Genomic DNA, 24946 nt, shown 5'->3' on the forward strand with positions numbered 1-24946 from the left:
ATACGCGATACCGGCTTTGGCTTACTTTACTATCTTGGTTACCACGCCCGCACCCACGGTTTTGCCGCCTTCGCGGATGGCGAATTTGGATTTCTCTTCCAGCGCGATCGGATTGATCAATTTCACATTGAAAGTGACCGTATCGCCGGGCATCACCATTTCAACTCCGGGATTCAAAGTTACCTCGCCGGTCACATCGCAGGTGCGAACATAAAACTGTGGCTTGTAACCGCTGAAGAACGGAGTGTGGCGGCCGCCTTCTTCCTTGGTCAAAATGTAAACTTCGGAAGCGAATTCGGTGTGGGGAGTGATCGAGCCGGTCTTGGCAAGCACCTGGCCGCGTTCAACATCTTCCTTTTTCAATCCGCGCAACAAAATACCCACATTGTCGCCCGCCCGGCCCTCATCCAAAATTTTCTGGAACATTTCGATCGAAACCGCCGTGCTCTTGGAGGTGGGTTTGATGCCAACCAATTCAATTTCTTCGTTGGCATGCACGATGCCGCGTTCGATTCTGCCCGTTGCCACGGTTCCGCGGCCGGCGATCGAAAACACATCTTCCACGGCCATCAGGAAAGGCTTGTCGGTGTCGCGCACCGGCTCGGGGATATACTCGTCAACTTTATTCATTAAATCAAGGATCGGTTTCACCGCCGGATCATCAACGGTTTTCGCGTCAAGCGCTTTCAGCGCGGACCCGCGCACGAAAGGAATTTCATCTCCGGGGAAATGGTATTTCTTCAATAATTCACGCACTTCGGATTCCACCAAATCAATCATTTCCGGATCATCCACCATATCGCATTTGTTCAGAAACACCACCAAGGACGGCAAACCGACTTGGTGCGCCAGCAAAATGTGCTCGCGGGTTTGCGGCATCGCGCCGTCATTGGCGGAAACCACCAAAATACCGCCATCCATCTGCGCCGCGCCGGTGATCATATTTTTGATGTAATCGGCATGTCCCGGGCAATCAATGTGGGCATAGTGTCTTTTGTCGGTCTCATACTCCAAATGCGCGATGTTAATCGTCACGCCGCGCTGTTTCTCTTCGGGAGCCGAATCGATCTGATCGATTGACTTCATCGCCACCTTGTTTCCTTTCAAGTTTAAGGAATGCAAAATCGCCGCGCTCAAAGTGGTCTTGCCATGGTCGACATGGCCGATGGTGCCAATGTTCAAATGAGATTTGCCTCTGACGAATTTTTCTTTTTCTGCCATAGGTTTTTTGTTATAAATATAGTTAAAAACTTAAATTAAAAAATACAAAAAATCGCAACAATCTTATTTTACTCATTTTCGGGAAAAAGTCAAATCCCTTGCGAAAAATCCGAAACCCGAAGCACGAAATCCGAAACAAATCCGAATTTTCAAAATTATAATGCTCAAAACGGGCATTAAATTCGTTTTGAAAATTTAAAAATTCGTGCTTGTTTCGAATTTCGATATTCGATATTCGAAATTGTTTTAATTTACTTCCTCTTCCCCGAAATAACTTCTTGGGCGACATTGCCGGGAACTTCTTCGTAATGGTCGAATTCCATCGTGAATGTTCCCCGGCCCTGCGTCAGCGAACGCAGATTCGTGGCATAACCGAACATTTCCGCCAGCGGCACTTTCACATTGATGATTTTGCTTTCCATCTGGTCGTCGGAATTTTCAATCTTGCCGCGGCGCGACGACAGATCGCCGATCACATCTCCGAAAAATTCTTCGGGAATCGTCACCTCCAATTTCATTATCGGTTCAAGCAATATCGGATTGGCTTTTCTGGCCGCGGTTTGCAACGCCATCGAGCCGGCAATCTTAAACGCCATTTCCGACGAATCAACTTCGTGGAACGAACCGTCGTATAGCGTCGCTTTCATATCCACCATCGGATAACCGGCCACCACGCCCTTGGCCATGGCTTCCTCAATGCCTTTCTCGGTCGGTTTGATATATTCTTTGGGAATGACGCCGCCTTTGATCTCGTCCGCGAATTCAAATCCTTCGCCGCGTTCCTTGGGCTCGAGCCTGATCCATACATCGCCGTACTGGCCGCGGCCGCCGGATTGCTTGACGAATTTACCCTGCGCTTCGGAATTGGTTTTGATGGTTTCTTTGTATGCCACCTGCGGGCGTCCCACATTGGCTTCAACTTTAAATTCGCGGCGCATCCGATCAACCAAAATATCCAGATGCAATTCGCCCATGCCGCGGATAATAATCTCGTTTGTTTCCTGGTCGGTTTCCACGCGGAAAGTCGGATCCTCATCGGACAGCTTCTTCAACGCGAAACCCATCTTCTCCTGATCGGCTTTGGTTTTGGGCTCGATGCGAATCGAAATAACCGGCTCCGGAAAAGTAATCTTTTCAAGAATGATCGGATGGTTTTCGTCGGAAAGGGTGTGCCCGGTGGAAGTGTTTTTCAAGCCAACGGTCGCGGCAATATCGCCGGCATACACATCATCGATCTCGGTACGGTCATTGGCATACATCCGCAACAAACGGCCGATCCTTTCCTTCTCTCCCGTGGTCGTGTTTAAAACATAGGACCCTTTTTTCAAATAACCCGAATAAACCCGGAAGAATGTCAGCGTCCCGACATACGGATCCGCCGCCACTTTAAACGCCAGCGCCGTGAACGGTTCATCGTCGGAAGGTCCGCGCAAAACTTCGGCCTCGCCCTTCACCTCCATACCTTTCACCGGCGGCAAATCCAAAGGACTGGGCAAGTAATGGCAAACCGCGTCAAGCACCGGCTGAACGCCGGTGTTTTTCAGGGACGAACCATAAAATACCGGAATGATCGTTCCCTTCATCGTGGCCGCGCGCAAAACCCGGCGCAGATCGTTCAAAGCGATTTCTTCCCCGGCCAGATAGCTGTTCATTAAAGTTTCATCTTCCGCCACGATCTTTTCAATCAATTTGGCGCGCCATTCATTGGCCATTTCCACCATATCCGCCGGAATTTCTTCCTCAACCACATCTTGGCCGTTATCGCCGTTAAAACGCACCGCTTTCATCGTCAGCAGATCAACCACGCCGCTCAACGCGCTTTCTTCTCCGATCGGAATATTCGCGGCCACGGCGTTTTTGTTCAATTTTTTCCAAATGGACTGCAAACTGCGTTCAAAGCTGGCGCCTGTCCTATCCATCTTATTGATGAAACAGATGCGCGGCACGGAATATTTGTCTGCCTGGCGCCATACGGTCTCGGATTGCGGCTGGACACCCGCGACGCCGTCAAACACCACCACCGCGCCGTCCAGAACGCGCAAAGCGCGCTGCACTTCGGCGGTAAAGTCGATGTGTCCGGGGGTATCGATAATATTAAAACGGTGTTCGTTGGTTTTCTGCTTGCTTAAATATTCGCCCGGAGACCAGAAACAGGTCGTTGCCGCCGAAGTGATGGTAATGCCGCGCTCGCGCTCCTGCGCCATCCAGTCCATAATGGCCGCGCCTTCGTGCACCTCGCCGATCTTGTGCGACAAGCCGGTGTAAAACAAAATCCGCTCGGATGTGGTGGTTTTGCCGGCATCGATATGAGCGATTACGCCGAAATTGCGATATTTTTCAATTGGAGCAAGTCTTGCCATAAAAATACAAAATGTAAAAATCAAAAATCAAAATGACAATGCAAAATTTAAAAATGCCGCGATATGGACATTTTACAACTCTGCGTTGTCATTTTCCATTTTGATTTTTCAATTTTAAATTTAATAATATTCCGCAAAAAACGGAAAGGCGATGTCCGCCTTTCCGTTTTTTCTTTTAAAATTAAAACTTGAAATGTGCGAACGCTCGGTTTGCCTCGGCCATACGGTGCGTATCCTCTTTTTTCTTGATGGCCACGCCCGTGTTATTGGCCGCGCCGATCAGCTCCTCGGCCAATTTGATCTTCATCGGCTGGCCCTTCTTTTTGCGCGCCGATTCAAGCAGCCAGCGAACCGCCAGCGCCTGTCCCCTTTCCTTGACCACCGGTTTGGGCACTTGATAGGTCGCGCCGCCGACGCGCTGGGATTTAACTTCCAAAAGCGGGCGGGCGTTTTCCAAAGCCAAATTGAAAACTTCCAGCGGATCTTTCTGGGTTTTCTCTTTCATTATATCCAAAGCGCCGTAAACGATCTTCTTGGCCGCGTTCTTCTTGCCCTTTTTCATTATGTGATTAATGATCTGGGAAATTAAAACGCTGTTATAAATCGCGTCCGGAGCAATTTCTTTTTTTGTATTTTTCTTGCCGCTCATAATAAGCTAAATTCGAAACACGAAGCTCGAAATCCGAAACAAATCCGAATGTTCAAAATTATAATGTTCAAAACGGGTATTGAATTCGTTTCGAAATTTGAAAATTCGTGCTTGTTTCGAGTTTCGATATTCGAGATTCGAAATTAGAAATTTTTACTTGCCCTTTTTGACTCCGTACTTGGAACGCTCCTGCTTGCGTTTTTCCACTCCGGTGCAATCAAGCTTGCCGCGCACGATATGGTAGCGCACGCCCGGCAAATCTTTCACGCGGCCGCCGCGAATCAAAACGATGGAATGTTCTTGCAATTTGTGGCCTTCGCCCGGGATATAAGCCGTGACTTCCATGCCGTTGGTGAGCTTCACCCTGGCCACCTTGCGCAACGCCGAATTCGGTTTCTTGGGAGTCGAAGTAAACACTTTGGTGCAAATGCCGCGCTTCAAAGGCGAACTGTAATTCCGGCCCCGATTTTTCAAAGTGTTGAAACCAAACGCCAGCGCCGGCGATTTGGTTTTATGCACGCGCTTCGTCCTTTTGTGTTTTATCAGTTGATGAATGGTTGCCATCTTAACAAATTTAAAATTAAAAAATCAAAATTAAAAATTTTGGAGTTATATATCCCCCAAACAGAATATAATTACCACATTAAAAAACAAAAGTCAAACTTTCCCGGAGCAATCCCTCACTGGGAACGGAATTTCAAGGGTCTATCCCTCGTTAATGCGAGGGTTAGACCCTTGAAATTCACCCCGAATGCTTTCTTGCCAGGGTCTAACCCCTGCGATTACACAGGGGATAGACCCTTAAAATACAAACCCCAGTGAGGGGTTACTTCCCGGAAACAACCGCTTCGCCAGATCTAAAATTAAAGGGGTCTAACCCTCGCGGTAACGAGGGATAGACCCCTTTAATTTTGTGGCGCGAAGGTTAGACCTTTGAAACCTTCGAAATCGCGTTAAAGGCTTTCCCCGCTTTCGGAGACATCTTCGCTCCCTCCGACAGATTCGGATATTTCTTCTTCGGATACTTCTTCTCCAGATACTTCTTCTCCAGATACTTCTTCCGAAACTGTATCGTCCGCGGTTTCCTCCTCTTCCAACTCTTCGCCGTCCGCGGCGGGATCAATCGTTTCTTGCGCCGCTTCGCTTGCCGCATCGCTTTTGTCATTTTCGTCTTCCGCCGCGCCTTCCTCGTCATCGGCGCTATCGGAAGACCCCGTGTTCTCGACAGAATCGCCAGCGGGCGCAGGATCGCCTTCGTTTGAAGATTGGCCATTGTTATTTTCCAAATTTCCGGCGGCGGAACCTGTCTCCGGCGATTCGCTTGATCCCGTATTTTGGGCCGGTTCGTCGCCGCAAGCCCCCTCGGTTTTTTCCCAAACGCCATTCTCGATCCAAGTGCAATAGACTTCTCCGGTCGCTTTATCCACCATTTCCAATTGCTCGACCCGCGCGGTCTTGGCGCTGAAAGTTTCCACCACCACCCTTCGCAAGCTGGCCGCGCCATCATAAATCGCCAGCCCCAAAGATTCCAAGATATTTCTCACCTTGGCCAGCAAACTGTTTTCGGATTCTTCCGCCGAATCAACAGTCGTGGTGGAATTTATCAACCCTTGTTCGGTCAACTGCAAACTTATATTGTCAATCCGCGATTGCTGGGCTTTGGCCACTTCCAACAGATAGGCGGTGAATTTGGGATAATCAAGCGACAGATAGCCGCTGGCGTTTTGGCCGACAAGTTCGGGCATCACCGCCTGCACTTCCTGCGCGATCATACCGATCTCGCGCTGGGCACCAAGATTCTTGGCCGCGTCCAGAGAAGTGTCCCAGTTATAATAAATGCCGCGCAGTTTGCTCAAATTTCCGATCACATCCATCTCGTCGGCAATCGATCCGATATTGATTTTCAGCCGGATATCCGACGATGAATTGGTCAATACGCCGTCGGCATCCGAATACACCGCGCGATTGCCCTCGCCGGCAAGCGTCCCAATCCCCACATTGCCGGCCCCGTCGATGCGCAGGCGTTCGGCAATCGCCGCCCCGCCCGTTCTGGTCCAGAAAGTCAATGCCGATGTTTCACTCCCCGATGTTGCCGTGGTCAAAAGATTGCCAATCCGGCCCGTGAGCTCATCCGTCCCCGCGCTGTCTTCGGCGTAAAAATTAATTAACCCGCCAATGCCGTCCGCCGCCGTGCCCGAAGTTTGCCGCCGCAAGCGCAAAACCTCCGCCACGGTATCGGTGGTAGCGGGATTGATGGACAGATACCCGGCAATGCCATTCGTGGAACCGCCGTAAACACCAAAGCTGTTCGTGGAATTGCCGTAAACGCCATAGCCATTCGTGGAACCGCCGTAAACACCAACATTGTTCGCGGAAAGGCCATAAATGCCATAGTTGTTCGTAGAACTGCCATAAATGCCATAGCTGTTCGTGGAATTGCCGTAAACGCCAAAGCTGTTCGTGGAACCGCCACGGACACCATAGCTGTTCGTGGAAAAGAAATTACCCGCGTAATAGGTTCTTCCCCGAATCACATAGCGCAGGCGAACATCGGTATTCGTCCAGCTGGCGCCGTCGGCAGAAGTCGCGCCCATATTTGACGACGCATCCGAATCCAAAATAATGTTCCCGCCCGTCGGCGCGGCGCTATATTTCAACACCAGCCAGTATTTTGTCCCGCTTACCATCGTGTAGCTCGTGCCCATCGACAAGATTTGATAACTTGTTGTGAGCGTGCCGAATTTAACGCTATTGCCTGTCGCCAGCGCGGCCCCGGTTGGTTTTGACGGCGAACCGCCGTCATCGGCGTAAATGTAGCCGGTGAGAGTTGCCGTGGTATTGGTAATATCCGCGCTTTCCTTAACCCTGACGGTGAAATCACCCATTGTGTGCGCGTCGCTGGCGGTAAATTGCACCGCCTGATACATTGTCGCCATTGTCGCGTCCGTGCCGGTGAACGCCGAACCGTCCTGCAAATCAGACGCGGTTTGCGACGCGTTAATCGACGGATAGGTTTCCTGATTAACCGTCTGCGCCGAATTGATATTCCCGGCCACATCCAACTTATACCCCGCCGCCGGACTCGTCGTGCCGATGCCGACATTGCCGTTACCTAAAAGAGTCATTACCGTTGTTTGCCCAGTAAAAGGCGCAACACCTCCATCATGTACCCTAAATTGCATATTATTTGCCGCACCTCCACCGCCCTGAAGACCGTTTGAATAGATTGAATTATAGCGAACATCGGAGTCCGATCTTCCCATACGAATCTGTTCAACTGTTTGGCCAATAGTTGTTGCCGCGCGTGAATATATAGTTCCTACTACATCAAGTTTCTGCACTGGACTCGTCGTCCCAATCCCGACATTGCCGGAAGAATCAATGCGCAGGCGTTCGTCCCAGCTTCCCGCGTTTCTTGTCGCGAATGCCAGCGCGCCGCTTTGCGCTCCATCCGCATGGCTCACGCCCACCAAATCAATGCCGGCAACGGTTTGCACCGCGCCGCTTAAATTCGCCTGCCCGAAAGCAAGACCGATGGTATTGTTGGCGGTGGTATCGGTATTCACGATCCCCAGCAAACTCGCGTCGCCGATATCCGTGCTGGAATTTGCCCCGGCAACATTAAACTTGTAATTCGGCGTTGTCGTGCCGATGCCCAGGCGGCTGTTGGTATCATCCCAATACATTCCGTCAAACGCGGTCCACGCGCCGGCGTTGTTGTAGAGCAGTTGGCCTTCCGCGCCCGAAGGCAGAGCGCCGCCCGCGGTAAGATTGACGCCGTTCCAAACCAAATTGCCCGAAACATTGTAGAGCCTGTCGACAATCGTTTCCGGCGCGGTGGTCTGCGCCAACCGCAACCGCCCGTTCACATCCAACAACTCCGCCGGCGTTGTCGTGCCGATGCCAATATTGCCTTTCAATATTGTTTTAGTGATTGAATCATTACCCAGCACTACGCTGTCAGAACCGGCTCCCGTAGCATTATAACCAATAACAATTTCATTAGTATCGCCATCGGCCAACGCTTTAGTGTTTGTTCCCAAGTAAATTGAATAACCAGATGTTTTATTATTATCAGAACCATCGGAAATATATCTGCCGGCATTATTGCCAAAAGCCGAATTATACGCGCCAGTAGTGTTGTTTAGCAAGGAGTTGGTTCCAAGCGCAGTATTATAATATCCCGAAGTATTATAGCGAAGGGAATAGCGTCCGACGGCAATGTTATTATAACCGGTAGTATTATCCCTAAGAGAACTGCTTCCTATACCAACAAGAAAAGATGACTGATTAACATTCGACGCGGTGCTCCCTGTCGTTAAATTACCGGCACCTGACCCCAAAAAAAGATTATCGCCGCTGGGCGTAACTATTCCATTATTGCCATACTCAAAATTGTGCAAAAATATTGCACCGTTTTTGGTGATCATCCCGAACTGGTTGGTATTGGTAGTGTTATCCAAATCCAAATTCCCCGCGGCAACATCCAACTTGTCCCCCGGCGCGGTCGTGCCGATGCCCAGCCTGTTGGTGGCATTATCCCAATACATTCCATCAAACGCGGTCCACGCGCCGGCGTTGTTGTAGAGCAGTTGGCCTTCCGCGCCCGAAGGCAGGGCGCCGCCCGCGGTGAGATTAACCCCGTTCCAAACCAAATTGCCCGAAACATTGTAGAGCTTGTCGGTTGTCGTTGCCGGCGCGGTGGTTTGCGCCAAGCGCAGGCGCCCATTCACATCCAGCAACTCCGCCGGACTCGTCGTGCCGATGCCGACATTACCGGTGCTTCCGTCCATTCTTACAATTTCGCTTGTTATACCCGAATCACCCCCACCAAAAAATGCCAGTGATCCCTTTCCGCTCGCGCTAATATAATTCCTAATCGCCCCATAAGAAAAGCCATTAACAACTTTAAATAACAATTGATTATACTCACCTACATTATTAATATCGGATTCCAAAGTTAAAAGCGTTGTATCTGTTACGGCGGTATTATTAACATGTAGCGTTGATCCCGGCGTCGTCGTCCCAATGCCGACATTGCCGCCTAATGGTTGTAAGGCAATATCCCGAGTAGTATTACCGCTGGTGCGCGCTTGTATCCAATAAGGGTAAGGGCTGGCATTTAACAACCCCATGGCTAGTTCAGATCCCTCTGATCTAAATATAGTTCCAGCAGTCGCACCCCAAGTTAAAGAAGCAGCTGTAGTACTAGGAGCTGCCACATGAAGCGTTGCGGCAGGACTCGTGATCCCGATACCCACATTGCCCTGAATTATCATTGACCCTGCCCCCGGATCAGTACCAACATAACCATTACCCAAAGAAAGACCACCCGTAGAATTTAATCGCAATTTCTCCGTCCTTGATGTGCTTCCCAAAGCTGTGGTTTCAAAACCAATATATACCCCGTGAGCGCTGGTAGTAAATGATTCGGCGGCATAACCAAATATCCCTGCGTTATTAGCCAACGCTGTGCCATCCCAACCGCCCCAGCCAAAGAACCCCATTCTGTCCCCAGTGCTCAAAGCCAAAGGTTCTGAAACAGTACCTCCATAACGGCGGAAAAAAAATTGCGATCCAGCTGAGGCGATATTGCTGTATGTATCAACCCCGATTTGCGCGGTGGTACCATTATTAACTACATGAAGTTGACCTAACGGTTCCGTCGTGCCGATGCCCAGGCGCGAGTTGGTATCATCCCAATACAAGCCGGAAAACGCGGTCCACGCGCCGGCGTTGTTGTAGAGCAGTTGGCCTTCCGCGCCCGAAGGCAAAGCGCCGCCCGCGGTAAGATTGACGCCGTTCCAAACCAAATTGCCCGAAACATTGTAGAGCCTGTCGACAATCGTTTCCGGCGCGGTGGTCTGCGCCAACCGCAACCGCCCGTTCACATCCAACATTTCCGCCGGACTGGTCGTCCCAATGCCAACATTTCCGCTATTATCTATTCTTAACCTTTCACTCATTGAGCCATCAGTTTTCCCAGTCTTCAACATAAATACAGTTCCGCCACCAGACTCTCTTAATGAAGTTAGCTCGGAAGAACCGTAACCCGCACCAGTTGTGGCGCTGTTAGTAAATTTCAGAGTCGTGGCTGTATTCGCTGTTGCAAAGTTAGAACGCAACTGGAGAATAGTCGTTTCTGCACCCGCAGCACCTCTAACAACCTCAAGTGGGTTCCCCGGACTCGTCGTCCCGATGCCGACATTGCCGGCACTCGAAATTCGCATTGCTTCGGTGCTACTGGCCGAAAAAGAAAGGTCTCCATTAGACTGACGAGCGATTATTACATCAGCCAATGCTGACCCCGAACCAAGCTGTAATTGGCCAGTTAAAAGTTGCGCACCAGCAAAACCCCCCAGCGACGAAGTCTTTGCCGTTATAGCGCCCACCACATTTATGCTCCCCGTAGCACCTGCAGCGAACCCGGTACCGACCTGCAATGTATACTCCGGACTCGTCGTACCAATACCTAGCCGGCTGTTGGTATCATCCCAATGCAGGCCGGAGAACGCGGTCCACGCGCCGGCGTTGTTGTAGAGCAGTTGGCCTTCCGCGCCCGAAGGCAGGGCGCCGCCCGCGGTGAGATTGACGCCGTTCCAAACCAAATTGCCCGAAACATTGTAGAGCTTGTCGGCAATCGTTTCCGGCGCGGTGGTCTGCGCCAACCGCAACCGCCCGTTCACATCCAGCAACTCCGCCGGACTCGTCGTGCCGATGCCGACATTACCGAGATTATCTATGGTCATTCTTGTCGCAGCACTTTCACCGTTGTTTCGTGTGCCAAATTTCAAACCAAAACTATAATCTCCATCTGTCGCGTTAACTTTGTATCCTCTAATATAAGGAGCGCCGTCCAAGAAAGACCCGCCGCTAGTATATTTTCCAGTAAAAGTAATCATCCCGCCAACACCAGCGGCGTAAGCCGTATCATCGCTCGCAACAATACTTGAACCGCTCGCGCCACTGGTCACCGTAGCGTGAGAATCAAGCCTACCAAGGGGTCCCGTCGTGCCAATGCCCACATTGCCGGTACTTGAAATTCTCATCCATTCTGTATTACCAGCATACAATTTAAAATCACCCGAAGCATATGTGCTCCCAACTTGAAAACCATTAGAACCTATCCCCATAACGCCAGATGAATTTAAGTAGGCACCACCTCCCGTAGCATAAACAGCGGCAGAAGCCATAATAGCTCCCACTACATCTAATTCACGTGTCGGTGCCGTCGTGCCGATGCCCACTCTTCCCGCGAAGGTGGAAGTGGCGCTGGCGTTAAATGTGCCGTTCACATCCAGCGTGTATCCCGGCGCGGTCGTCCCGATACCTACATTGCCGGTGCTCGGGTCAAACACAATGCCCGCGGTTGAGGTGGCATTCCCGACACGGAACCCTCCGTTCACATCCAGCGTGTATCCCGGCGCAATCGTCCCGATACCGACATTGCCCGTACTATCGATTCGTACTTGTTCCACCCCCTTAGGCAAGAAACTTATATATCCGTCTGTTGCTGAACTATGTGTTTTAAGGCTCAATTTATTATAACCTTGCGCAGTCAATTCATTATTTACATCACTGCCAATATAAGTATTTACTGTGTTGTAATACACTTTATTCGTACTACCCCCCACTCTAACATCTCCGACTACCTGTAAAGCTGTGACCGGCGTCGTCGTCCCGATACCCACTCTTCCCGCGAAGGTGGAAGTGGCACTGGCGTTAAATGTGCCGTTCACATCCAATGTGTATCCGGGACTGGTCGTGCCGATCCCCACATTGCCGGAACTGTCAATGCGCACCTGTTCCGTATTGTTTGACACAAGAGAAAAATAACCATTCGCCGCAAGATTTCCAACTTTGAGATTTGTTAAAACACCGCTCCCAGAGTTTGTATAAACACTTCCCGTTGTTCTTATAGTCCCAGCGACATCCAACGCTTGGCTTGGCGTTGTCGTGCCGATGCCCAGCCGGCTGTTTTCGTCATCCCAATACATTCCGTTAAACGCGGTCCACGCGCCGTTGTTGTTGTAGAGCAGTTGGCCTTCGGTACCGACGGGCAAAGTGCCGCCCGCGGTAAGATTGACGCCGTTCCAAACCAAATTGCCCGAAACATTGTAGAGCTTGTTGGCGATATCCGCGGGCGCGGTGGTCTGCGCCAAGCGCAACCGCCCGTTCACATCCAACAGCTCCGCCGGACTGGTTGTTCCAACCCCGAAATAACCGGCGGTAACATATGTATTTCCGGTTCCGTTGGGCGTAATGGCAATACCGCCATTTAAAACCGTGGTTGTAATGCTTGGCGTTGAAATTCCGTCCGATAAAATCACCGGCGAATTATCGGTAGTTCTAAATGTCTTTTCTCCCGTAAGAATAATATTGCCTTTAAGACGAATCTGCCCCCCGCCGGACGGCGTCGGATTAAGTTCGATATCTCCGTCACCGGTAGTTTGTAAAATTAAATTTTGGTCGATATCGGCCGAAACCACAACACTGTCGGCCAAATCGGTTTGCAATACTTTTTGCCCATCCACATAAATAGAGCCCGGTCCGACATATATGCTTTCCCAAAAATTTGTTGGGGAGCCAAGGGAATAAGTGTCATCGGCCGACGGTACGATATTGCCTGATATAGCCATGTTTCCGGCAACATCAAGCTTTTCCGCCGGACTCGCTGTCCCGATGCCCACATTGCCGGTGCTCGGGTCAAACACAATGCCCGCGGTTGAAGTGGCATTGCCCGCCCGGAACCCGCCGTTCACATCCAAAGTGTATCCCGGGCTGGCCGTACTAATGCCCACATTACCGCTACTATTTTGGATATATAACCTATCTGCCGCTCCAGCATAAAGGCTCAAATCTTTTGCCGCTGTAGTACCAACAGCTATGGCTGACCCTGATGCCGAAAGAACATAATTTCCATTGACTCTATAATTAGAGGAGTTTGTTGTTCCACTAACATCAAGCGCATACCCCGGACTCGTCGTGCCGATACCTAACCGGCTGTTGGTATCATCCCAATGCAGGCCGGAGAACGCGGTCCACGCGCCGGCGTTGTTGTAGAGCAGTTGGCCTTCCGCGCCCGAAGGCAGGGCGCCGCCCGCGGTGAGGTTAACGCCGTTCCATAAGAGGTTGCCCGAAACATTGTAGAGCTTGTCGGCAATCGTTTCCGGCGCGGTGGTCTGCGCCAACCGCAACCGCCCATTCACATCCAACAACTCCACCGGACTCGTCGTGCCAATCCCCACATTGCCGGCACTATTGATAGTTACACCTGAAGATAATGAACCCGCCGTCCCAAGGTACATTCTGTCATCAAGATTATAATAAAATATATTTCCTCTTGCTATGACATCTTTGTCACCAAATTGAATACCCGCAACACCAGCCGTCCCAGCGCTAGAACCTTCACCTGCAAGTATTGCAAATATAGAATTAGAATCAGCTGTAGCATTACTTTGGAATATACCAACTTGACTTCCAAGAGTCGGAATAGTGCCTGAAGTTAAAACCGCATGGAATGGGCGTTGTGGCGCAGTTGTTCCAACACCAACATTGCCATTGTTCAAAACCACCAAGCCTGTTCCGGACGAACCCCCGATCTGCGCGACGGTTGAGGTGGAAGTATCCGCCCCGACCACATGCAATCTCGAAGACGGGCTCGTCGTGCCGATGCCCACATTGCCAGTGCTATCAATTCTCATTCCCTCCACCAAACTTCCAGAAGAATTGCCATAAGATAATTGGAGATAACCTGCCGGATTGCCGGATGTAGAGTTTTCCTTGCGGCCCGCAATCGCGCCGAAACCGGCCAGAGTAGTCCCAAAATAAGATCCACCCATAGTTAACGAACCGCCTTTATTGATACCCATGGCGCCGTTGGAAGTTAACAACGCGGTTCCCCATGAATCGGTAACTTGGTTTTGGCCGTTAACATGCAACAGGCTTAGGGGTGCGCCCGGATAGCTGTTCGGCGCGGCCGTGCCGATACCCACATTGCCGGAAGGATCAATGCGCAGGCGTTCGGCCCAGCTTCCCGCGTTCCTTGTTGAAAACGCCAGCGCGCCGCTTTGCGCTCCATCCGCATGGCTCACGCCCACCAAATCAATGCCGGCGACGGTTTGCACCGCGCCGCTTAAATTCGCCTGCCCGAAAGCAAGGCCAATGGTATTGTTGGCGGTGGTATCGGTATTCACGATCCCCAGCAAACTCGCGTCGCCCACATCCGTGCTGGAATTTGCCCCGGCAACATTAAACTTGTAATTCGGCGTCGTCGTCCCAATCCCCAGACGGCTGGTGGCATCGTCCCAATACATTCCGTCAAACGCGGTCCACGCGCCGGCGTTGTTGTAGAGCAGTTGACCCTCCGCGCCCGAAGGCAAAGCGCCGCCCGCGGTGAGATTAACGCCGTTCCAAACCAAATTGCCCGAAACATTGTAGAGCTTGTCGGCAATCGTTTCCGGCGCGGTGGTCTGCGCCAACCGCAACCGCCCGTTCACACGCCGTTCCAAACCAAATTGCCCGAAACATTGTAGAGCTTGTCGGCAATCGTTTCCGGCGCGGTGGTCTGCGCCAACCGCAACCGCCCGTTCACATCCAACAGCTCCGCCGGACTCGTCGTGCCGATGCCCACATTGCCGGTGCTATCAACACGCACCCGTTCATTGCCGGCGGTGCTTAAAGTAATATAGCCATCAGTATGGGTTGCCGCATTGCCAGATGACAGAGTTAAAGGATAGGCACCGGTGGCGGTGGCAGAACCAAAGCTATATTTAGCTCTATTAAAATTGGTCATATAAACCCCCCTGTTCGTTCCGCTCATCACCAGATCATTAGTTACTATATAAGCATTAGAACTTATCGTACCAGCAACATCTAATTTCACAGAAGGCGCCGTCGTGCCGATGCCGACATTGCCGGTGCTTGGGTCAAACACAATGCCCGCGGTTGAAGTGGCGTTCCCGACGCGAAACCCGCCGTTCACATCCAGCGTGTATCCCGGACTCGTCGTGCCGATGCCGACATTGCCGGCACTATTAATTCTCATACGCTCAGCATTGCCTGCCGCAACACCTATCGTTGGCGTAGTGACAAAAGAAATCAAAGTCGGAGCTGGAAGCGACCCACCCACCGTACCACCAAAATAAAGTTCATCTCTTGACGCATCGCGACTATCAGCGGATAAAACGGAAATATTGTAAGTATTGTCATAAGAAGGAATTGCAATACGCCCAAGTTTTCTAACATTTGCCGATAAAGTAGTCGTATTCAAATCCGCCCCAATTAAAATGCCACCGGTAGCGCTTCCAGATTGCAAAGTAGTAATACCAAGCACATTTAACTTTGAAGAGGGTTCCGTCGTCCCGATGCCCACATTGCCGGTGCTCGGGTCAAACACAATGCCCGCGGTTGAAGTGGCGTTCCCGACGCGGAAACCGCCGTTCACATCCAGCGCATACCCGGGACTGGTCGTGCCAATGCCCAGGCGCGAGTTGGTATCATCCCAATACATTCCGGAGAACGCGGTCCACGCGCCATTGTTGTTGTAGAGCAGTTGGCCTTCCGCGCCCGAAGGCAGGGCGCCGCCCGCGGTGAGATTCACGCCGTTCCAAACCAAATTGCCCGAAACATTATAGAGCTTGTCGGCAATCGTTTCCGGCGCGGTGGTCTGCGCCAACCGCAACCGCCCGTTCACATCCAGCAACTCCGCCGGACTCGTCGTCCCGATCCCGACATTGCCGGAATTTGATACGATAAATTTCACGGCATTGGCCGAATTATCCAATCTGAAAATGCTTTTGGCGACCGCCATCGCGGCGCCGGCGTTATCGTTTGAAAAAACAGAATCCACCGTTAACGACGAATTGCTTGCTATCGAAACAACGGTTTTGGTTTCTCCACCAACGGTAATGTTGTCTCCGATACCAACTTGCGTTGTAAAATATGAACTCGTTCCGGCAACAATAGCGGAGCCCGCGCTGGTCGCCACCGTTCCGGAAGCGTTAAAACCGGCGGGAGCTTTAGCCGTCAATCTTGATAATTTTGTTGAAATCCCCCCAATGCCGATACTGCCGTCATCGCCAATAAATAATCTGGAAGTATTTGCGGTTGATCCGCTTGGAGTGGTGTAAATATTATACGAAGTTCCATGGCCGGCGGCAGTCCAATCTTCAGTAGTTTTGGCAATGGCAAACGCGCCCCGGCCGTAAGCGGAACCATCCCAGCCGTAGAAATTATGATAACCCAGCTCCGCGCCGGTAAGCGCCGCGCCATCTATATCGCTTGGGTTCCCTCGTTTATATGTGTTAAGACCATTGGCATAATTACTCTGCGTCCAAAAATATAAATTGAGATATCCGTTGGAATTTTTTGATCCGAATTTTCCTCTGGAAGCGACTTGAAGCTCGCCGCCGCTCGTGATCTTGAATCTTTCGTTGTCTTCGCCGTCGTCAGCCACAAACAAATCCGCGCTGTCAAAATAAGCGGTCAGGCCGGAAGCGGTTTCCCCCAAATATCTGCCGGAAATATAAAGATGGGTATCGTCGGTAATTGAAGCAACTCCGAATGTTTCCGTCCCGATTTTAATCGCGTCCCCTTCCTCCAATTCGCTGGTGAACAATGTTCCGGTTCCCGTCACCAACGCTTGCCCGGTCCCTATCGCCACCGTGCCGGTAAGAGTGGAAAATGATTTTCCCTTAAGGTTGAGAATCGTCTTCGGACTGCTCGTGCCAATCCCCACATTGCCGGCGAAATAGCCATTGCCGTCGCGGTCAACGAAAAACTTCTGAACTCCGGCGACGCCAACGCCCAAAAGCGGCGCGCCGGCAATGGCGCTGGAAGGATTTATCAAAACGCTGGATTGGGCAAAATCGGTCGACAGCGGCTGGTAAGTGAACACCGCCTGCCCCGAAGTTGACATTCCGGAAGTGTTGATGTTGGCGACATAGATATCGTTGAAGCGGTGCGCGGCGTCGCCCAAACTCGCGCCCAAATCGGTTGCCGGAGAAATATCCCCTGAAGATGATATTCCGGCCAGCACCGCTTTGCCGTCGGAATCAATCGAAGACACCACATTACCCCCCGAATCCGCGATCTGGAATTGGTAGGTGCCGGCGTCATCGCCAAGAACCACCCGGGCGCCGCCGCCGGTGGTGAGTTTCAAAAGATTCGCGGTTTCATTGTCGATCGATTCCGCGCCGGCGCCGAAATTCAGCCGGCCGCCGGAAACCGTGATGTCGCCGGACAACCGGATGTCGCCGGTCGCGTCAACCGCGTATGTCCCATCGGCCAGTTTGGCCGCGGTGGCGCCGTTCACCGCGTATAATGCTTGCGTCCCATCGGCGATATCCACCGTGGTCGTGCCGTCGGTAATTTGAGTTTTTCCGCCCGCGCCGGCTTGCAAAATTAAATCTTTGCTCGCGCCCGTGGTAATCCGGCCGGCATCGACAAACGACAGTTGGCCGCTTTCCAAAGTCGTGGACGCCACATCCAGCTTGCCCGCGGCGTAGATGTCATACCATCTTTGAGACGAGCTTCCCAAATCATAACCCAATGTTGAATCAACGAACGGAACGATGCTGGCGGCGTTGTCCGTATCGCCCACCACCAGATTGCCGGTGCCGTTGGGCGCGAAAACCAGATTGCCGTTGTCGGTGGTGTAGAATGTGCCGCCGCTCGTCAAAGTGATGTCGCCGTCCAATACCAGATTGCCGGTTGAATCAATATAGTTGGTATCGGTATGAAATTGCACCGCGCCCGTGCCGTTGGGATTGACGAGCAAATTCGTGTCGGCATCGCGGGTGGAAATGGTGGAAGACTTGATGGCGATGTTGTCGGCTTGCAAAGCAACCCCCGATCCGCCTTGGATCACGGACAATACCGCGGCCGTGGTGGTCGCCGAAAAAGCCGCCGCGCCCGAATAGGTCTGGCTGCCGGACACCGTGAAATTGCCGCGCACGACCGCGTCGCCGCCGGCGCTAACCGTGAAATTGCCGCTCCCGATATCCAGCGAACCGCCGGTGATCGCGCCATGGCGGTTCACCGTGAAACTGCCGCCGCCGATATCCAAAGTGTTGGCGCCCAAATTATCCGGCGGATTGTAACTCTGTCCCAGCGAATAATTGGGCCGGTCCGAATCCATCTGGCGCAGAATTTGATTAACTCGCGCTTTGGTGCCCTCATCGGCGACAACGGTATTGACTTGAGTTTGTATTTCTTTGGTATGAATGGTTTGAATCTCCTTGGTTTGCACTTCCTTAGTCTGTATTTCTTTTTCCGGATAAATGTTTTGGACGATTGGCGCCGGCTGATTTTCAGAGGGTCTAACCCTCTGATCATCTTCCAAAAATTCTTGATCGTTGGAAATTTGGCCATTCATCGACAATTGATCATTGCCCGGAGAATCTTCTATTCCCAGCCAGCGGCGCGCCGTGTCGCGAATATGGTTTTTGATTCCGTCGAAAAATGAGGACAACGACGCTTGCCCCGCCTGCGCCAAATTTTTAGTGGAATAAAGCCCGTTTTGCAAAGATCCGGCCGCGGCGCTTCCGGCCGCGGAAACTCCGCTTCCGGTCGAATGAACGCCGCGCGCCAAAGACCGCGCCGCGGTTTCGCCCAACCCCGCGGTTTGTTTGGCCGAATTTTCAACAAGGCCGCCCGCGGCAACGGCAACGGCGGTCGCGTTATTTTCTGTTTTTACCGCGAAATTTTGAGCAAAATCAACCGCGGCTGATTTCGCGTCCGAAACAAACTCCAGCGCGGCGGGAAACACCTCGTTTTCAACCGCGGCAATTCCTTGGACAAACTGGCGCGGCGCCATTTGCGCGGCATCCCGGAAAAAATCGGCAAAACCAAAAGCGCGGTCCCGCAAGGAATCGGACGGATAAAATTCAACCGCGGCCCAAACGATTTGATACGCGCCCGCGCAACACAAAAATACCAAAAATGCGAACGCAATTTTCGTGAAAATTTGCGGTTTTTGATTATTTGGCTTTCTCTCCATAACCCATTTCCAAGCACAACTTTCCTTATCTTAAATTATACTCTAAATACGCCGCGCGCGCCACTGTGGATAACCGGCGATTTTAAAGCGGAAAAACAAACGCTTTTCACCGCCGAGCCGTTACCGGCAAAACAACCTCCCGCGACCCCTGTAATCAAAAAGGCCAAAAGGGTCCGACCCTTTTTAAAAGGGTCGGACCCTTTTGATTAACAAAACGCGCATCCCGGCGAACGATTGCGGCGCAATTATTCCAACGCGACTCCGGTGATTATCTGATATAAAAACGCGATAATCGGCCAGATAACGGGCAAAAAGAAAAATATAAACACCAACAAAAAAACCGGTCCGTATTTCTGCAAAAAGATTTTGAAATCCGTTTGCGACGGCGGCAAAAACGCGAACAAAATATGCGAGCCGTCCAGCGGCGGAATCGGAATGAGGTTGAAAACCGCCAACCCCAAATTAATGATCACCACCGACTGCGCCAAAGTGTAAAAACCGGCGCTCACCGGGTCCAAAATTACCGGCCAAAACCTTAATATCAAACCGAAAATCGCCGCCAGAGCGAAATTCGCGGCCACGCCCGCGACCGCCACCTTGACTTGGCCGTATTTTTGGTCGCGGAAATTATAAGGATTGATCGGCACGGGCTTGGCCCATCCGAAAATGAACGGCGACCGCAGCAAGGTCAACAGCAAAGGCAAAAAAAACGACCCGACCCAATCAAAATGCTTCAACGGATTTAAAGTTAAACGGCCGGCGTATTTTGCCGTGGGATCGCCCAGCGAATTTGCCACCGCGCCGTGCGCCACCTCGTGGATAACCACCGAAAAAATCAGCGCGATAATTGAAAAGATTAAAATTAAAATTTCAGCCATGGAATCCCCGAATAATTTTCAATTTTCAATTTCTAATTTTCATTGAATTTTCAAATAAATTCAAATAAAGATTAGAAATTTAATAGAAATTATGAATTAGAAATTAGAAATTTATTCGCTTGTATATTAGCACAAGCGCCAAGTCTTGCCAATTTCCGATAAATAGCATATAATTGCTTTGTTAACAAAATATCCATGTCAAAAATTTGCGCATTGTGCGGAAAACAAGGAATGATGACCTGGTCGCGCGTCCGCTTGAGGGCAACCAAGTTCAACCCCACCGCCAAAAGAAAACAATATCCCAATTTGCAATCGACAACTTTGCCCACCGGGGAAAAAGTAACCGCTTGCGCCAAATGCATCAAAGCATTGAACAAAACCAACGCCAAGTAAAACCACGAGGTTTATTCGGTGTTGATTGCAAACCCGTTACAAAGCGGGTTTGTTATGTAATCAGTTGAGTTAATTTTCAATTTTCAATTTCTAATTTTCATTGAATTTTCAATGTATCGATGAACCAAACGAAACACAATGCGGCATTTTGTTTGAAAATTGGAACATTGGATATTTTTTGAAAATTGAAAATTGAAGATTGTTTTCAGGAATCGGGTTGTATTACAACGGCAGTATGTGCCCTTGGGGTGGGTACGATCCGGGTTCAATTCCCGGCAGCCCGACAAACAAAACGAGCCGCATTTGAAAGAATTTTAAAGACTGGCGCGGCGCCGGCGAAGTCCGGCTTCGCCGGATTTTTTGTTGTTTTCCCAAAACCGTTGATTGGGCGTTTGAAGGCGCGGAAAAAATTCAATATACTTGATTTAATGGATATTTTTTCTTACTCGACAAAAACAACGGATGAGATTCTTTCAAAATCGGGCGCCGATTTAAAAAACGGCCTTGACGCGCAAACCGTCGCGCGGCGGCGAAAAAAATACGGCAAAAACAACATTGCCTTGAAAGAAACCGCGGGGTGGCATATTTTTTTCCGCCAATTCAAGTCGGCGTTCGTTTATCTCTTGATCGCGGCCATAGCCATCACCTTTTTCCTGGGCGAATGGGTCGACGCGCTGATGATCTTGATCTTTCTGGCGATCAACGGCGGTTTGGGATTCTACCAAGAATTCAGCTCGGAAAAAACCGCCCAGCTATTGAATAAATTCGCGTTGCCCCGGGCTAAAGTGTTAAGAAACGGAAAAACGGAACAAATAACCGCCGATGCCTTGGTTCCCGGAGACATAGTGATACTTGAAACCGGCAACCGGGTACCGGCCGATTTGCGGTTGATCGAAACGGACAATATGATTATTGACGAAACGATTTTGACCGGCGAATCGGCTCCGGTTCATAAAAATTCCACAACCCTGAAAACAAAACCTGCCTCTTACGGTCAAGCCGCCAACTTGGCGTTTTCGGGCACCGACATCCTTAAAGGCGAAGCGCGCGGCATAGTAATCGCCACGGGCGAGGATACGGCTTTCGGCCAAATCGCCAAACTGGCCGGTGAAACAATAAAAGAAAGCGATTTCGAAAAAGGCATCCGGCGTTTTTCGCAATTCATTTTGAAACTGGTCGGAATAACGCTTTTGGCGGTTTTCTCCGCCCATTTGCTTATCAGCCGCGACGGCATCGATATTTTTGAACTGGTAATTTTTTTGGTGGCTTTGACCGTAAGCGTCATTCCCGAAGCCCTGCCGCTGGTAACCACCTTTTCCCTGTCTCGAGGCGCCAAACGGCTGGCAAAGAAAAAAGTCATCGTCAAGCGACTGTCCGCGATTGAAGATTTGGGAAGCATGGAAATCCTGTGCAGCGACAAAACAGGCACATTGACGGAAAACCGCCTGGCGATCGCCGATGTTTATTCGCAAAACCGCGATCAAACAATATGGATGGCCAATCTGGCGTCTTCATTTGAATTGGAATCGAGAATTGAACCGTTTGACATCGCACTGGAAAAAGGATTGTCCATCGAACAAAAAAATAAAATCAAAGCGGCGGTTAAAATATCGGAAAATACTTTCGATCCCGAATCAAGGTTGAATTCGGCGGCGGTTTCGGTCGATGGCAAGATTTTTCTGATCAAAAGAGGCTCTTCGGAAGCGATTATCGCGTCGTGCGCAAGGTTGGCGAAAACCGAGAAAGAGAATATCAATGAATGGATAATCCGGCAGGGCAAACAAGGCCGCCGGGTTTTGGCCGTTGCCTGCCGGGAATTCGAAACCGGCGGCAAAAAAAACTTCGACTATGACCGCCGGCTTTCCCGGCGCGATTTTATATTTGCCGGAGTTATTTCCTTTGTTGATCCGATCAAAAAAAGCTCGTTTGCCACCGTCAAACAAGCGGAAAAACTCGGCGTCAAGATAATCATTATAACCGGCGACAGTCCCGAAGTCGCCGGAGCGGTCGCTTGCGAGATTGGTTTGATCGAAACGCCGGGAAAAGTGATAACCGAAGAGCAGTGGCGCCGGGCAAACGCCGAAAAACGCCGTTATTTTTTGGAAAATTACCGCGTGTTCGCCCGCGTCACGCCCGAAGGAAAATTCGCGATCATTGAGGCGTTGCGCGGCGCGCATACGATCGGCTTCTTGGGAGAAGGCATCAATGACGCCGCGGCGTTGAAAATCGCCGGCGTATCGATGGCGGTCAACAGCGCCTCCGATATCGCGCGCGAAGCCTCGGATATTATTTTGTTGGAAAAGAATTTGAATGTCGTCATCGAAGGCATCAGAGAAGGCCGCCGAATATTTGCCAATACCGCCAAATACATAAAATCAACGCTGGCATCCAATTTTGGAAATTTCTTCGCCGTGGCTATCGCTTCCTTGATAGTCGATTTCCTGCCAATGCTTCCGATCCAAATACTGCTGGTCAATTTGCTGTCCGACGCCCCGATGATCTCGATTTCCACCGATACGGTTCAGGAAAATGAACTCAAAGCGCCCAAAAAATATCAAACCAACGAAATTATCATCATTTCCATGATCCTGGGTATGGTCAGCACGGTTTTCGACTTTATATTTTTCTCGTCTTTTTACCGCGTCTCCCCGGAAATCCTGCGAACCAATTGGTTCATCGGCAGTATTTTGACGGAATTGGCGCTGTTGTTTTCCATCCGCACCACAACAAATTTTTTGAAAGCAAAACGCCCTTCGCCGCCGATAATCGCCTTGAGCGCCGCCACTTTAATTCTGACCGTCGGCCTTCCCTATACGGCTTTCGGACAGGAAGTCTTCCGATTCGTCGCGCCGGCGCCGGCTCATCTGGGATGGATATTTTTGCTGGTGTTCGCGTATTTCGCCGTTTCCGAAGCGGTAAAATTGCTTTATTACAGAAACCGGGCAAAAGCTTAAAAGGCTTTCATAAATCTCCTTTAAATTGCGAAACTTTAAATTCAAATACCTTAAAGCGTTTCGTGATTCAAAGAAATTTCTGAAATTACGCGGCGCGTTATGGCGATGTTTCGCCAAGACAGGGTTACTAAAAAATCCCTCGACAAGCTCGGGATTCTTTAGTAACCCTGTGAAAAAGTAATTCCACAAATATAGGTGGGTGCCAAGGCCTCCGCCACGGCGAAGAACCATTTCAAGCTCCCGTGGATGTTGTGTTGGAAAACTTTTATTACAGGGTTGATATGAGTATACCCCGCCCCAATCCCCTGTCAAACAAAGTTATCAACAGCCTAAAGGCCAAGAGTTTGCACCAGTTGTTTGATCAGCGAGACGGCCACGGCCGGGGCTTGGAGGCTCACGGAAAGGCGGCCTTCGTCGTCTTTCACGGTCCAGGGGCTTTCTTTGACAACCACCTTCTTGTTGGCGGCATCCCACTCGTAAGTGTAACCCGAAGTCAATTCATAGTCGTCGACATAATCCTTGGCGGCTTCAACCGGTATGGCATTGCGCAAAAACATTTTGGGGAGGCCGTGCAATTCCATGGCTTTTTCCATTAATTTCTGGTCGGTCTCCAAACGCTGGCGGATGGGCTCGATCCCCAACTCGTCGCCTTCCTTGGCCACCAATTTTTGCTTGCCGAAACCGGAACACGCCGGATTGTCGCAAATCAAATAAAATTCTTCCGTTTTTTCATCGTAATCGACATTAGCCGTGGGCAACAATCCTAAATTGCGCGATGTGTTGCAGGCCGGACAAATCCGGCGGCCGGCGATGCGGCCGGCGATCACATTGGTCGGCACATCGATAAACGCCATAATATCCGCATCGTCGCGGGCGCCGATAAGCTCGCGGAAAAACAGCGAATAAGACACTTGGTCCATATCGCGCGGAAATCCGTCGATGAAAATCGTTTTCTTTGATTTCTTGGCGATCTCCATTTTAATCAGGGCCAGGATCAATTCGGTCGGCAAAAGCGTTTTTGTGTCGCGGCCTTCAATGGCCGGGATCAATTTTTCCACCGCGATCCAGCCGCGATAATTTTTCTTAAGGTATTCGGTAATTTCCCGTTTCTTGGATTCATCTTGAATATCCTTGGAAATCGCGCGGATCATATCGCCCACGGAAAAATGCTCAAGTTTGTCGGCGCCCAGCAATTCGGCCAGCATTTTGGAATAAGTGCCTTTGCCGGAATTTTTTTTGCCCAAAAGATAAACAATAAAAGTGTTATCCTTGACATATTCCTTCAACTTTTCGATTTCCTCCCCGGCCTTGTAATAAAAATAATCCTTGCGCTCCTTGGCGTCGGTTAAATTGAATTTTTGCTCCTTGCCTTCCATTTTGGTTTTGAATATTGGGAAATCCATGAATTTAGTTAAAAATTAAAAAACCAAAGATCAAAATGACAATGCAAAATGTTAAAATGTCGCGATTTAAACATTTTTCAACTTTAA

Annotated in this window: 10 protein-coding genes and 1 tRNA gene; 3 read left to right on the plus strand and 8 right to left on the minus strand. The window is 50.5% G+C overall.

The genetic code is table 11. The features are described from left to right. Positions 1 to 21: 21 nt before the first annotated feature. From tuf to L7H18_04005, 7 genes are all read right to left on the minus strand, one after another. A complete protein-coding gene (tuf, locus tag L7H18_03975) occupies positions 22 to 1221 on the minus strand; it encodes an elongation factor Tu (protein ID UMX47577.1) in 1200 nt (399 codons plus the stop codon). A 251-nt stretch (positions 1222 to 1472) separates the two neighbouring features. Further along, positions 1473 to 3581, minus strand: a complete 2109-nt coding sequence (gene fusA, locus L7H18_03980) for an elongation factor G (GenBank protein UMX47578.1) — start codon at positions 3579 to 3581, stop codon at positions 1473 to 1475. Between the two features lie 181 nt (positions 3582 to 3762). Further along, positions 3763 to 4230, minus strand: a complete 468-nt coding sequence (gene rpsG, locus L7H18_03985) for a 30S ribosomal protein S7 (protein UMX47579.1) — start codon at positions 4228 to 4230, stop codon at positions 3763 to 3765. Between the two features lie 153 nt (positions 4231 to 4383). After that, positions 4384 to 4794, minus strand: coding sequence for a 30S ribosomal protein S12 (gene rpsL / locus L7H18_03990; GenBank protein ID UMX47580.1), 411 nt, complete (start codon positions 4792 to 4794; stop codon positions 4384 to 4386). Between the two features lie 389 nt (positions 4795 to 5183). Next, complete coding sequence (locus tag L7H18_03995; protein ID UMX47581.1) at positions 5184 to 14741, minus strand: tail fiber domain-containing protein; 9558 nt, start codon at positions 14739 to 14741, stop codon at positions 5184 to 5186. Continuing rightward, positions 14726 to 19231, minus strand: coding sequence for a hypothetical protein (locus L7H18_04000; protein ID UMX47582.1), 4506 nt, complete (start codon positions 19229 to 19231; stop codon positions 14726 to 14728). Before L7H18_04000 ends, L7H18_03995 begins: the two co-directional genes overlap by 16 nt. 245 nt (positions 19232 to 19476) lie before the next feature. Then, a complete protein-coding gene (locus tag L7H18_04005; protein ID UMX47583.1) occupies positions 19477 to 20109 on the minus strand; it encodes a site-2 protease family protein in 633 nt (210 codons plus the stop codon). A 195-nt stretch (positions 20110 to 20304) separates the two neighbouring features. On the opposite strand from L7H18_04005, the gene L7H18_04010 reads away from it, so the two are divergent. From L7H18_04010 to L7H18_04020, 3 genes are all read left to right on the plus strand, one after another. Beyond that, positions 20305 to 20502, plus strand: a complete 198-nt coding sequence (locus L7H18_04010) for a hypothetical protein (protein ID UMX47584.1) — start codon at positions 20305 to 20307, stop codon at positions 20500 to 20502. A 213-nt stretch (positions 20503 to 20715) separates the two neighbouring features. After that, positions 20716 to 20786 (plus strand) — tRNA-Pro (locus tag L7H18_04015). Positions 20787 to 20930: 144 nt separating this feature from the next. Further along, the gene (locus L7H18_04020; protein ID UMX47585.1) at positions 20931 to 23456 is read left to right on the plus strand and encodes an HAD-IC family P-type ATPase; all 2526 of its coding nucleotides are present in this window, start codon (positions 20931 to 20933) and stop codon (positions 23454 to 23456) included. A 329-nt stretch (positions 23457 to 23785) separates the two neighbouring features. Here L7H18_04020 and L7H18_04025 read toward each other — a convergent pair whose 3' ends face one another. Then, positions 23786 to 24859 (minus strand): nucleoside monophosphate kinase, encoded by a 1074-nt coding sequence (locus tag L7H18_04025; GenBank protein ID UMX47586.1) that lies wholly within the window; start codon positions 24857 to 24859, stop codon positions 23786 to 23788. Positions 24860 to 24946 lie beyond the last annotated feature (87 nt).

This window comes from Candidatus Nealsonbacteria bacterium DGGOD1a (assembly GCA_022530585.1).
In the GTDB taxonomy this organism is placed as follows: domain Bacteria; phylum Patescibacteriota; class Minisyncoccia; order Minisyncoccales; family UBA5738; genus UBA5738.

Coding starts and splice junctions, on each gene's coding strand:
- tuf (UMX47577.1), bottom strand. CDS start 1,221: ATGGCAGAAAAAGAAAAATTCGTCAGAGGCAAATCTCATTTGAACATT.
- fusA (UMX47578.1), bottom strand. CDS start 3,581: ATGGCAAGACTTGCTCCAATTGAAAAATATCGCAATTTCGGCGTAATC.
- rpsG (UMX47579.1), bottom strand. CDS start 4,230: ATGAGCGGCAAGAAAAATACAAAAAAAGAAATTGCTCCGGACGCGATT.
- rpsL (UMX47580.1), bottom strand. CDS start 4,794: ATGGCAACCATTCATCAACTGATAAAACACAAAAGGACGAAGCGCGTG.
- L7H18_04000 (UMX47582.1), bottom strand. CDS start 19,231: ATGGAGAGAAAGCCAAATAATCAAAAACCGCAAATTTTCACGAAAATT.
- L7H18_04005 (UMX47583.1), bottom strand. CDS start 20,109: ATGGCTGAAATTTTAATTTTAATCTTTTCAATTATCGCGCTGATTTTT.
- L7H18_04010 (UMX47584.1), top strand. CDS start 20,305: ATGTCAAAAATTTGCGCATTGTGCGGAAAACAAGGAATGATGACCTGG.
- L7H18_04020 (UMX47585.1), top strand. CDS start 20,931: ATGGATATTTTTTCTTACTCGACAAAAACAACGGATGAGATTCTTTCA.
- L7H18_04025 (UMX47586.1), bottom strand. CDS start 24,859: ATGGATTTCCCAATATTCAAAACCAAAATGGAAGGCAAGGAGCAAAAA.